The sequence below is a fragment of the Roseiconus nitratireducens genome (assembly GCF_008629675.1).
In the GTDB taxonomy this organism is placed as follows: Bacteria; Planctomycetota; Planctomycetia; order Pirellulales; family Pirellulaceae; genus Stieleria; species Stieleria nitratireducens.
This window is the reverse complement of sequence record NZ_VWOX01000039.1, coordinates 1-12,497: the sequence shown is the minus strand read 5'-3', so window position 1 is coordinate 12,497 and position 12,497 is coordinate 1. Positions and strand designations below refer to the sequence as shown.

The 12,497-nt window shown below is 55.6% G+C and carries 14 protein-coding genes; all 14 read right to left on the bottom strand.

What is annotated here, in order from left to right:
- Positions 1–17: 17 nt before the first annotated feature.
- Positions 18–323 carry a hypothetical protein gene (locus FYK55_RS29330; protein ID WP_161604817.1) on the bottom strand — a complete coding sequence of 102 codons (306 nt, stop codon included), beginning with the start codon at positions 321–323 and terminating at the stop codon, positions 18–20.
- Positions 324–442: 119 nt separating this feature from the next.
- Complete coding sequence (locus FYK55_RS28285) at positions 443–862, bottom strand: glyoxalase superfamily protein (protein WP_150079979.1); 420 nt, start codon at positions 860–862, stop codon at positions 443–445.
- Positions 863–990: 128 nt separating this feature from the next.
- Positions 991–1,431 (bottom strand): hypothetical protein, encoded by a 441-nt coding sequence (locus FYK55_RS28280; RefSeq protein ID WP_150079978.1) that lies wholly within the window; start codon positions 1,429–1,431, stop codon positions 991–993.
- A gap of 117 nt (positions 1,432–1,548) precedes the next feature.
- Entirely contained in the window at positions 1,549–2,079 is a 531-nt protein-coding gene (locus tag FYK55_RS28275; protein ID WP_150079977.1) for a hypothetical protein, read from the bottom strand.
- 140 nt (positions 2,080–2,219) lie between these two features.
- Positions 2,220–2,405: a hypothetical protein gene (locus tag FYK55_RS28270; protein WP_150079976.1), complete on the bottom strand. Its 186-nt coding sequence runs from the start codon at positions 2,403–2,405 to the stop codon at positions 2,220–2,222.
- 253 nt (positions 2,406–2,658) lie between these two features.
- On the bottom strand, positions 2,659–3,150 hold the full coding sequence (locus FYK55_RS28265) for a hypothetical protein (RefSeq protein WP_150079975.1): 492 nt from the start codon (positions 3,148–3,150) through the stop codon (positions 2,659–2,661).
- 53 nt (positions 3,151–3,203) lie between these two features.
- A complete protein-coding gene (locus FYK55_RS28260) occupies positions 3,204–3,830 on the bottom strand; it encodes a hypothetical protein (protein ID WP_161604814.1) in 627 nt (208 codons plus the stop codon).
- A gap of 876 nt (positions 3,831–4,706) precedes the next feature.
- A complete protein-coding gene (locus tag FYK55_RS28255) occupies positions 4,707–5,417 on the bottom strand; it encodes a hypothetical protein (protein ID WP_150079973.1) in 711 nt (236 codons plus the stop codon).
- A 198-nt stretch (positions 5,418–5,615) separates the two neighbouring features.
- A complete protein-coding gene (locus FYK55_RS28250) occupies positions 5,616–6,179 on the bottom strand; it encodes a hypothetical protein (protein WP_150079972.1) in 564 nt (187 codons plus the stop codon).
- 166 nt (positions 6,180–6,345) lie between these two features.
- Positions 6,346–8,820, bottom strand: coding sequence for a trypsin-like peptidase domain-containing protein (locus tag FYK55_RS28245; RefSeq protein WP_161604813.1), 2,475 nt, complete (start codon positions 8,818–8,820; stop codon positions 6,346–6,348).
- 199 nt (positions 8,821–9,019) lie between these two features.
- On the bottom strand, positions 9,020–9,235 hold the full coding sequence (locus FYK55_RS28240) for a glycine zipper domain-containing protein (RefSeq protein WP_150079970.1): 216 nt from the start codon (positions 9,233–9,235) through the stop codon (positions 9,020–9,022).
- A 699-nt stretch (positions 9,236–9,934) separates the two neighbouring features.
- Entirely contained in the window at positions 9,935–10,918 is a 984-nt protein-coding gene (locus tag FYK55_RS28235) for a tetratricopeptide repeat protein (RefSeq protein ID WP_150079969.1), read from the bottom strand.
- A 40-nt stretch (positions 10,919–10,958) separates the two neighbouring features.
- On the bottom strand, positions 10,959–11,468 hold the full coding sequence (locus FYK55_RS28230) for a hypothetical protein (protein ID WP_150079968.1): 510 nt from the start codon (positions 11,466–11,468) through the stop codon (positions 10,959–10,961).
- 24 nt (positions 11,469–11,492) lie between these two features.
- Positions 11,493–12,008 carry a hypothetical protein gene (locus FYK55_RS28225; RefSeq protein ID WP_150079967.1) on the bottom strand — a complete coding sequence of 172 codons (516 nt, stop codon included), beginning with the start codon at positions 12,006–12,008 and terminating at the stop codon, positions 11,493–11,495.
- Between the last annotated feature and the right edge of the window lie 489 nt (positions 12,009–12,497).

Sequence of the window (12,497 nt, the reverse complement as noted above, 5' to 3'; positions counted from 1 at the left end):
TACCTACTCGACGAACGTCAGCCGCCGCCGAGCACGGACGATTGATTGACCATTTTCAAGATGCCAAATTCCATCCTTCGGTTCACCGCGTTGTTACCCGGCTTGTGGAGGACGGTATGGGTTTCCATCTTCAGTCGGAATGTATGGTATCGCGACATCATTGACGGAACCATGATTCTCAAATGACCGTAGCCGAACCGCACCGTGTATCCATCCGATTGCAAGGCCGCAAAGTAGCCCGAATAGACACATGCCAAATGCCCCGGGATTTCCGGACAAGACCGGGATGCCGTGGTAAAGCATGGCAAGGGCAGGAATTGCAATGCGAGTCGATCATTCTTGGTCAAATTCAGTCGGTGAACGACGGCGGTAACGGGCCGCCGCCAAAAAACTGCGATTCCAACACCCGCGTCATCGACGGTTCCCGTTCACCGCATGGTGATCATTTGTCTCTAACTTCTGTCGTCTGCGAGCAGAAGACCAGATAGTTGCCAAACGGGTCCCAGAGATTCAAGTCTGTATTCCGCCCCTGATATCGTGGATCCACGGCAACCGCCTCCGGATAATCCGCTCCTTTAGCATTCAGATAGTCACAATACTCTTGCAATCCGAGGACTGGAATGTTGACTTCAGAAATCGGCGCGTCCTCCTTTGCGTGCCCATTGAGATGAAGTATGGCATCTCCGAGATGAATCTGCATATACAAAGGTGACGTTGGCGAAAACCGAGACTCCCAGTCGATCTCAAAGCCCAAATAGGCCAGATAAAATGCTGTCGCTTTGGCTTCATCGTACATCCGCAGGACCGGGATCGAAGATCGAATCTCGAACCCGCGCCGCAAATCAGGGCCTGATTCACTCATGCTGAAAACTTACTGCCGGAGCGTGCGCACATGCTGCCATCATTAATAACGTTGCCGACGACCCGGTCGCCGCGACGGACCTTCCATTGTTAAAGCGCCCGGTTCGGCGACTCGTGTGCATCGGATGGTTATCCGCCACTTGATGGGGGCTTCGGTTTGGTTGGGTAACGACGTTCGATCACGAACACACCGGCGAGCAACAGCCCAACCAATAGGACGAAAACGAAGATTTGCGCCATCGACAGGGGTGCGTGAATTGAATTGCCAATCACGATTGTGTCGACGAACATCCAACCGGCCGTCAAAAGCATGAAGAAGGACAGCCACTTTAGCAGGGCTTTGACCTTGGGGTTGCCATTGATCGTCACAGCCTTTGTTCCTCGTGCGGGTGTCGTGCAACGAAGGAACAGCCAGATCGTCAGCGTAAATCCCGGCAGGGTGAATGCACGCCAAAAGCCGGTAAGCGTCCCGAAGAGAGCAGCGAACACAAGGGATACACCGACCACCGGGAGCAGGAGCCTGTCCCAGTTGCGTTTAGTTATCAGCGTAACGTGTGAATCGTCGGTCATGAGTTCAATGCGCCGATCCCGGTCGGATAGCGGAACAGATCACGCGCCGGCGACGAGCGATCATCCAGTTCAAACAACCTGACTTCGCTGCCCGTCGTCCATCCGACTGTTACGCCGTTAATCGTCCGAGCCGATGCCCAGCGAGCGGAGCGACACCTCGGCAATGGTGATTGCATGATCAAGATTGATCCAGGTCTGTGTCGTGGGCATGTTGCGGGCTGCCGCCTCGCGTAATCTCTTGAGGCGATCTTGAGCATCTGGATCATCTTCTGAAACGGGCGACTGCTTTGATGACAGTATGGCTATGGCCCGATGTTTTCCGCTCCAGCGGGCGTAGTCCTCCGATGAACTCGGATGCTCCATGAGGACCCAGGGCCCGCCGCCTCGTTCGACAACTTTGAAGATTCTGAGCGGGATGCTCATCTTGTAGCGACGCGGCTCCACGTTCTCCTTTTTACCACTTGGAGTCCGCGTGAATGTTTCCGTCATTCCGGTTTCGGTATGCTCGAACAGCTCACGGCCAGACGAGAATCGCACGATGTAAGCGTGTCCCGGTTTCAGAAACGAGAGCTCACCAGGTTGGAAATCCGGCGCTATAGGCGACTCCCCAAAAACCGAAAGGGAGTTGCAAACCAGGAGCAATGTCATTGGCAAAGTTCGAAAGTGCATCAAGTTTTCCAGTGATTGTTACGGTGGCGGTGGTGTAACGTCGGGGATCACCGGGTCCGCGCGAACGACTCAGACCACTCCGATTGACCTGACTCGCGGCTTCCGTGTGAATCCCATTGTTATCCGTCATTCCGGTCCTCGGAAGCCAATTTGCAAATGCGTCCCTGCGAAATCAACTGATTCTCGGCATCGTACAGTTCGTAGTCACAGTCGACATGGATCGCTTGCAGGTCCGTGAGAACACGACGCAGCGCATCCGGACCGGGTCGGATGCCGCCCGAGAAAAGCGGAGGATCGTATGGCATCAAAATTAGCTCAGCATCATCTCAGGTCGGTTCGTGTTCCGTCCATGAACACATCCGTCCGCACCATCCACGGTCGACGAGCGATTTTGCGATCCGGTCGATCGACTGCTGCGTAAGTATTCCACAGTAGATGCTGTGGGTAAACGGATCGGTATCCATTTGCATCGTCTAATCGGGAAACGGCGGACATGACCGAGGACGCGAAAAAACTTGTCCATTGCCAAACCGCTCGGCTCGCGTCCTTCGGTGCATGTCATTGTTCCCCAACTCTATGCGACTGCAGCGACGTTGCGGTGGTCCAAAGATCCTCCGGGGAAGCAAGCGATGAAACGCTATCCTCATCCCCGCAGGAAAAGTGCAATGGTTGATCGTCGGTGGTGAAATAGAACTGTATTCCGGATGGATGAACCCACACCAAATCACCGCAGACTCGAAGTTCTTCGAGTTTCGAGCCGTCGGGATTGATTGCGAGTCGGTTGATCCATTTGAAGGGCGGACCGTTTGCAGGTCGCATCGGCTTCGTCAATCTGTGAAGCAGGACAATTCGCGGCTCTCCTGCAGAGTTGAGAATCGAGTGCGAAAGAACAACTGGGTACGACGCTGATTGAGCGTCACCACGCATTTGATGAGACACATTGGAATTGGCGATTCGATGCCGTGCGGCATCGACGACCACGTACGCGGACCATCCAAGAAGGAGAACTAAGGCGGCGAGAGCGATCAACGCTGCATTGCGGTTCTTCATCTTCGCTTTGGGAACGTTGCCGGTAACGGAGTCGCCGCCAGGAGACCATGATTTCAAAACTCGTTCGATCGGCGGCTCCCGTTCACCGCTTCGTTCTGCCTGTTTGGTTTAGCTTTGTCACCCTCCAGAGGAGGCGGTCCAATCAGGAAAGCAACATAAGCCATCGGCTTTTCGCCCCGAATCTTCAACTTCTCACCGCTGACGGTATAAACCAGCACCGGCTCAACAGATCGAGTGCCAGGCTCATCTGCCAGCCTGACTCTCGCCTCGTACCCTGCTACTGGCGCCCAGCCTCCAACGGTTATCAAAACCCCGTCGCTGTTGCGTTCAGGGATGTCACCGCCGACAGGGCAAAAGGAGGCATTGTCAAGGTTGCCACCCCATACGCGATTATCGACTCTTCCGCCCGAAAGTAGTTCATCACAGATAGGCACCCAGTTTGTGACGGCGAAATAGTCAGTCACGCGTAATCGGTTGAGTTGCTCTGCGACCCAAGCTTCAATCTTGGGGCCATCCTGCTTCGGACAACGCGCGGTGACTGGCAAGATGATTTTGACAAAAACCTGATTGGCTTGTCGCCGAGAGATAGACTCAGGCGTTGCATCCTGACCGGTTAGCTCGGCTCCAAATGGCGTGAATGGGCAGATTGCCACCAAAACGGCGAGGCAAAGAAATCTCATTTGGAACCTCACGACGTGTGGGTATTTGGCAGAACGCCCGTAATAATCGAGTCGCGGCGATTGGTTTTCCATTGTCAAGAATGACGACTCCACGACTTTAGTTCGTCACTCGGTTCGTCAGGTCATGGTGCGACGAGAACTCCGTCCAACACGAGTCGATCACGCTCCAAGTCCTCACCTCCTGAAACGCCAACTTCGCCCGTCGGGTGCACCGGATGGTTATCCGCCATCTTCACGTGCGCGCCTCCGACGTTGCTGTCTCCGAAGAACTACACTGAGAATGATCGGCAACGTCACGATCAGCCCGTCGGCAATGACCGGAAACGCAAAGGTTCCACGAACCACAGTTGCATTGGATGGGACGATTAGCAGCTGTGCGGCGGTAGACGCCTCGACATAATCGTGTCGTATGAACACGAGGGAACCATTGAGTCGGCTACGTGCTTGAAGCTTTGCCGGGCATCCAGACACCGGGATCACCAGTAAGTCCGATTGTTCGTCTCGTACTCTCCAAGAGTATTCCGGGACAGCCGCAAATGGCGACGCCGAAATTGTACGCCGGAACCAGCGCCAATAGTCGGCCTCTCCATGGATACGGTATGCATCAATGCGCTGCATGGCTTTCGTGGGCCTGTCCGAAATGCAACCGCCCAATTCGACAGGTGGGCCGCGAAACCATGCGATCCAGAGAGCGATTCCTCCGGTCAGAACAAGTAATTCGCCGATTGAAACCGCTTTGGGCATATGAAACAGCCGCCGTATTTCGACTTAGGTCGGATAACGTCACGGATCACGCGGTCGCCCCACGCGATCCTCCACTTCAATGACCACCACTCGGCGACTCGTCGTGCATCGGGTGGTTCTGCGCTCTTCGATCTACGGAGCGACTGGCACTTCGATCCCGACGAGTGTCACGTTCTCAGTCCCATCCGGAAATTGAAACATTTCCATCCTGATACCATCGAAGATTTCGCCGCCAACTCCAAGCGCTGCCATCCGTTTTCCCTGACCGTCAAACGCGACAAGTCTGGCGTCACTGTGGAATTCATTCAGTGAAAGTGCACAGCAAATTGTCGTCACCTCTTGTTCACGATTCCTTGCGACGAAAAAGTTATGGGAGTTGTTGACGAAACTCGTTTCTGGATAGCTGGGTGCAAGTTTCCATTGGAATCCATCTGCCGGAGCGGGCCGGCTTTCCCCAGGCTCGGTTCGAATGACGACAGAGTCCATGCGGTTCGGTGCTGATTTGATTCCCAAGCAGAGATCGGTCGATTTCACTTCCGTCAATCCATCTTTCGATCTGGTCCAGTTGATAGACCTGTAGAACAATGACCCCGGCGGCAATTGACGTGCTAAGGCAACTCTTTCAAATATTTTTGACGCCTCTTCTAAGACAGGCTTTGATTCTTCTGACACCGTGTATTCAGAAGGATCCCAATTCGATAAAGCCCTGACCACTTCGTCAACGGTGAGTAGGTCGTTGGATTTCTCATTGTGCTCTCGAACAGCCACATTAAGTGGCGTACTATCATCTGTCTCGGCAGCGACGGGCGTCCACACGAATGGCGACAAGAAGAATGATGCCAAAAGTGCGAATGCGAAGGGGGCTCTCTCACAGGGCCGAATCGGTCTCGATCGAAACATGGATTGTTTTCCTTTCGCTAGGTATGGGTCATGACGATAAACGCAGAACGGTGGCGATCACCGAGTCGCGGCGATTGATTCTCAACTGTCACAAACGATGACTCCGCGACTTCGTTCATCGCCTTGCTATCCGGCTTCCGGTCAAACAGTCCGACTCACCAAAAAGAAGAATCCGTGAACGCAAACCGCAATTGTCGCCCATTTGGCAGTGAAGTGACAGAGGCGTGCGAAGTGCCCTGAACGTGAAACACACTGGGCAAATACAAGCAATGCGATGACGAGGCAACAAACAACCGTTTGATACCATCCGAAAGTGTTCACGAAGACAAACGCACCGAGAAAATGACCGCAAAGGTTATTGATGCCAAAGATAAGACCGACCGAAATGAACAATGCCGCGAATGTCTGCCGAACCGTATCTGGCATGAACGGAATCAGTAAGGGAACAGCAAAACAATAGACCGGAATCCAAAGAGCTGACTGTTGTGCCAGCGGAGTTAGAATTGGTTCGAGGATCGCTCCTGTCCCATTGGTAAAGAAAATCCAAATTGAAGACGCATTAAGCAGGGTCGCTAAGAAGGTAGTAGCAGCCCACAGATCCACGCGATACGGTCCGACCAGCCGCTCTGGTGTGCCAGGAATCAATTCCAACTCGGCCAGCTTCGTTGAGGGAGCGAAGGGGTTAACGTCGGAGTCGGGCGTCATGAGCGCTCCTCTGAGGTTTGGAACACGCTGTCACACGCAGTCAAAATTCGACCCTTTACCGCTACTTCCGCTCTGGCCCAGCAATACAACCTTGCCCACGCCCGCATTTCTTCCCCCGCGTGGTGGGGGTAGCGACCTTAGCGGGACCGGTCGCCGAGCTGGCCGATCAGTCATCCTTCACGCCTGCCATCAGACGCTCGATCGCTTGTCGAACGACCGAAGACGGCAAGACTGTTGTCGGACCACGTCGGGTTTCATCGCGGCCGCGGCTGGCGATCGCGATGCCACGGACGTGACCCCGGTCGTCAATCACGGGTCCGCCGACCTGCCGGATCGCCAGTTCGATGTCGCTGTCAAACGCCCCGACAAAACCGGAGCGTCGCGGACTGTCGTATTTCTCAATCCGGTACTTGTGGACCACCGTCGCCGGCGGCAGCGACGTCCGGACGCTTCGGGGGGAACCACCGCGAATCAACTCGACCGTGACCAGATCCCCGGTTCGGTAGTCCGACAGTTCCGTCGTCAAAACTTCTTTCAAGGTGGCGACGTCGGATGTCGGGTGTCCATCGATCGAGATAATGACGTCGTCCCAACGAAGCTCGGTGCCGGTGAGATTCAGGTTCTCAGTGTTTTGCTGCCCAGAGCGGGTGGGGTGGGCGATCTTCGGTCCGTCGGCCGTGTCCTCGGCCACATTGCCGGTCCAGCGTGGTTCCAGCGGGATCGGACGAGTGTCGATCGAGACGATGCCCGGCTTGAGTTCTTGATCCGGCAAGACCGCGCAAAGCACCTCTGCAACACCGGGCGACGGATCATCCGAAAGCTCAGCCGCTGCCATGCCGCGACGATCGACTTTCAAAAGGGCGAGGTCGTGCTCCGGCAGCTCGGCCCGCTTCTGTGCCTCAACGACGCTTCGGTCGTCCAGCCGGCAAGTTGCCGTTCCCGTCAGAACGCTGGCCTTGGTGAGGATCCATCCGTCCGAGGAGATGACCGTGCCCACGCCGACCGGTTTGGAATCAACCAACACCTCCACCACCGATTCGGCGACCGAGCGACCCGGCGAGTCGAAACGCTCCCGCAATGGGTGCGGCAAGCCGATTGCGGTATCAATCGAATCGATGCGTTCCAGATCGTCCCATTGCCGCTTGGCCAATTCAGAACGGAGGCCCGAAGTCGTGGCGACGTATCGTCCTTGGCGATCAAAGATGCCCCCGCCCGACATTCCGGCTTTGAGAAAGGGTGCGGGACCGCTCCACAAATCAACCGACCATAACAAGCGCGTTGGTCCCTCCACGGTGGTCGAACCGATCACAGGCCTTCGGTCCATCAACCATCGATTGGTCCACCGACCCGTTTCATCCTGCACCGCTTGTCCTGCCTGATAGCCAGCGATAACGATTGGATCGCCGAAAGAACAGTTCGACGATTCAGACATCCGCGCCCATGGCCACTGCCCCGGGGTGGTGATCTTCACGAGACCGACGTCGGAGATTGGGTTGGTCCCCAGGGCAACCGCTTCGGCATCGCGACCGTCCGAAAGCCGCACGGTGAACCGTTCCCCCGGCAATTGTCGGGCATGGGCACAGGTCAGCACGTAGCCGTCCGGCGAAACAATCACACCGCTCCAGCGTCGGGGCTCCTTTGTGCCGGGAAGCAACCGATCCCTCGACACCAATCGAACAGTCGTCCGCTGTGCGATCTGTTGCACCTCGGACAACTCCGATGCGTCCATTTGCTTCGGCGGTCCAGGCTCGCCCAGGACGTCGGTCGTATTTTTGAGCGGAAGTTCACTGGAACGCTTGGCACCGCGCTCGAAGACGGAACCGGCAACCGGAGGGTAACGAACCCAATCGAGGTTCTTGCCCGCAAACAGATCCTTTTGGTTTTCGACCAGGACATCAACCGAGGTGACGTATCTCTGCGAGTCGCTACGGCAAGTGTCGATTCCAAGCAGACGGCCATCCAATCCGACGACCGCTGGGTACTCCCACACGCCCCGAAATCCGGTGGTCGTCAACCAGCGTTTCGGAACGGTTCGGTCGACACGCCCGAGCCGGAGCATCGGCATCAAGTCGTAACGGGTGTCACCGCGGGTTGGGTAGCCAATCAGCAGGCAGGGAGTTCCGGCCTTCAGCATCGCCGTCGAGCCGAGCGGTAGCGCCGGCCAGGGTCCCGGTTCGTTGATCTTGGCAATTTTCAGTCGCCATTCGGACGACCATCCGGCAAGTCTAGCGGTGGCGGTTCGTCCGTCGCTGAGATGGACTTTGGCGTCCGTCATATCGGTGAACAGTCCCGCTAGGCCATTGCCTACCAGAATATGCCCGTCCGCCGAGACAATGACCCCGGTGCAACTGTCGTTGGCGTCCACTTCCATCCGCACGATCGACCGACTGGTCGACCGATACACTTCAGGCAAAACTCTCAGCGACAACTGCATCTCGGCTGCAGTCCGATCGGTCTCTCGGGTCGCGGCGTCGGGGACCGGATCACCGGCCTGGACACTGACGCTTACACACGCGCCGGCAAAAATGAGTAGGAGGCAGCCAATCCGCGTTCGAAGGTGGGTTTCAAGGCTGTGTAAGATCGCGTAGACCATTTCGAGATTCTTAAGTTCGACACGAAGCTTGAGCATGGGTTGACGCATGAGCGTCCTGACTTGCCGGAGGAGGCCAATTGTCGTCATAGAAGCTCACTTATCAAAGTATGCATGGACTGATTTGGATAACGTTACAAATCACCGAGTCGACGCGGACGACGCGACCTCAAGACGGACCCAACTCGGCGACTTCCGTGCATTTGATTGATATGCCGTTCTTTCGCGTTGGTTGTTGACACTCATTTCTTTAGGTCAAGTTCGTTTCATCCGCTTCGTCCTGTTTCTTTTTTACACTGGAACCAATTGCTGCTCCTATAGCTGCACCCAGCGCGACACCCAGTGCTATGCCCGTACCCGAGTTGCTGAGGGCCGCGCCAAAGGCCACGCCAAAAGCCGTACCCAAGGCGACGCCCATTCCTGTGTAATGTTCGATTGGATCATCCTGTGTGTTCGGGGCTTCCATTGGTATCTTTCCTGAATTGAGCGCTAAAGGCTGGAACCGAAGCGAGCGAATTGGGTGAGACAGAGGTCTCGAGAAAAACACGAGTTCTAACTGCATTCGTGTCCGGAACGGGAAAATTGGGAGGGTGTCACGTAATTAACGCGTTTAGAGGCATAACGTTACCGATCACCCGGTCCGCGCAGTTGATCGTCTATTTTCGAAACGCCCCGACTCGTGGACTCGGGTGCATCGGATGGTTCGTCGACTGCCTCGGTCGGTTTGGGGCAGTGATGATTTCTGTAGCGGGTGTTCTGCCGACGTCATCGTACCGGCTAACGGTGGTCGTGTGGGGGCGGGCCATTTACCGGCGTTGGTTACGAGACTGATTGTCTGCAGTTGCGTTTAACGGTCATCATCGAACCGGGTAGGGACAGCACGGTGGGGCGCTGCATCAACTGGCTTTGCTTACGCGAGTCGAAACGTGTCATGACCAGTAGACGTCCCTTCTGGTTTGAGCCGCATCGCGCCAGGCCGCTTCCACCTGATCCCCGGTTGAACCGCATGATCGTTTGTGTGGCTCGCTTTGGTCGTCACCGTCGACAGTTCTGGGCCGGATGCAACGTTCTGCTCTGATCATCCGACGAACGGCGACGACCACCGGGCGGCGAGGATCGAATGAGTGGTCAAAAAACGGCCATTTCCGCCGCTCCGGTGCATCGATTAGTTCGTCGCTCGACTAGTTCGCGAGAATCGCCAAAGTACGGCACCGGCAACAGCAAGACCTCCAAGCAAGAGCACCGCACTCAAGGCAAGCGTATCGTATGTCCAACCGGAAAGGATGTTCCTAGACTCCAGGCCCTCAAGAGCCGCTTGGCGTTCTAGAGCGAAAGCTGGATCATGATAACCGAGTTCGACAGAAGCAGCGTAAATCGGTTTTGCGTCCTCGATTGTATCTGCCAACGCGGTTGCATTTGCGAGATCGAACATCATCGCGGCAACTATTGGATCTGGACCAGGAACAAAAGAGCGCCTTTCGTAGAGCTGGTAGTCCAAATGAATCGCTATATCAGTCAGTGATCCTGGACAATTCGGCGCAGACTCAGATGCGTCGAAGACCGGGATGGCGTCGTCACCGAAATCCAAGCCGGTTACCGAATTCTCTTCCAACCAGGTTCGGTCCTTTTCTAGGGCCATTTTTGCCTTAAGCAAATTAACATGAACCCACTCGCTGCCAACGTGCGAGGAGGGATTACGACGAATACCCTCTTCAATCCACGTGAGTGCTTCTTCGTTCCGGCCAGCAAGTTCATAGGCCGTCCCTAAATTTGAGGCAACCACATACTCGCCTGGGGTAATCGACTCTGCCTGTAGCAACAATTCAATCGCACGCTGGGTATCGCCAAGGTAGAGATGCGCGACGGCAAGATTTGACAAGTCTTCGTGTGTCGGCGCATTTTGGACTTTTGGAGTCAGTTCCTCGACCTGGGCACGATATCGAGCGACGTTGATCGGGATCGCTGACGGGACACGACTATGCGAGCGCAATCTCGCATCCCCTGATGCGGTTGTGCCGTATTCATTAATGCACGCCACTGCAGTCGATGACGCAGTGGTGGTGGCAATCAGCAAAAGGCAAATGAAGCGAAGCATTATATTGAGTGACGAACGGTTGCCATCACCTGGGACGGACGATTGATTCTCCACTTCAAAAACCGCGCAAACCGTCCTCAGGTGCACGGCTTGGTTATCGCTTTTCGGGGAGTGGAATCACGACGGGATCAGACGGATAGCTGACACGTGTGATGACAATTGTATCGGGATGCATTGCCGCCGTAATCGCAGAATGTATGCCAGTTCCTTTGGGCACGAATGCGACAGCCCGCTTTGCCGCAAGCAAGTCCGGAAGATCATCCGGATCGATTATGGAACCGTCGAGTCGCGAAAATTTCAGTGTGTTCATCGTTGCTGTGAAACGATCGGAGGTGAGCATGAAGATCGACCGGGATCTTGTTCTTGAGGCATCAACAGATTTCGATTCGTGCTGGATAGTTCCGGAATGGGTCCACGACTGTCGCGACTCGCTCCAATCGAGCACAGTCCCAATCAACACTGATTGTCCGCGCGGGCCATCGGATTCCATGCGCGCCTCGATGATCCACGTTGGCGGACCAAGAACAGGATCATCTGCGGCGCAAGGATGCGTGAACGCCGTGATGCAAAACGAAAGAGTTAGCAATCGTATGACGTTGGCCATGAATTACTCTTGATTGCGATAACGTTACCGATCACCCGGTCCGCGCGGTTGATCTTCTATTTTCGAAACGCCCACATTCGCGGACTCGGGTGCATCGGATGGTTCCCCCACTTCTCCGATACGGCGTCGGATCTGATGTGGATCACTGCCAGTGTGCACGAAGTCATGAATCAGCACATCGGGATCGCCATTGTAGCTAACCTGCCGACCGCTTGTTAATTGTACGTTGTCATGCGGTACATCAGATTCGCGAATCGCGTCGATCGATGAGTCCCAGTTGACGTCGATGAGTGTTTGGAGCTCATCAAAGGTCCAAGCGTAATGTTGCGGAACCGCAAGTCGATCGTATTCGTCGTGCAGATCGTCCCAGCCTGTTGGCCAAGCCCCAGATGTTCGGATGTGATCGATGATGAAGGCAGCCGTCCAATCAGATGCGTATGCTTCGCGTGGAACGCCGATGACCTCCTTCGCGAACCGAAAGGCCCACACACCAGCAGGGAAGACGAGAATGGCCAACGCAATTGAAAGCACCCAACGCATTCAGCGTACAATTGATTTGGGGGAACGTTACCGATCACCCGGTCCGCGCGGTTGATCTTCCATTGCCGAAACGCCCCGACTCGCGGACTCGGGTGCATCGGATGGTTCGTCGACTGCCTCGGTCGGTTTCGGGCAGTGCTGGTCTCGGCAGCGGTTGTTCCGTCGACCTCATCGTACCGGCTAGCGGTGGTCGTGTGGGGCGGGCCATTCGCCGGCGTTGGCTACGGTGCTGATTGCCTGCAGTTGCATTTAACGGTCATCATCGAACCGGCTAGTGACAGCACCGCGGGACTTTGCATCCGTTGGCGTTGGTTACGCGAGTCGGAAAGTGTCATGACCAGCAGACATGGCTTCTGGTTTGAGCCGCATCGCGCCAGGCCGCATCCACGCGATCCCGAGCTGAACAGCACGATCAATTTGGCGGTTCGCTTTGGTCATCACCGTCGACAGTTCGAGACCGCATGCAATGTTCTGCTCTGATCATCCGAC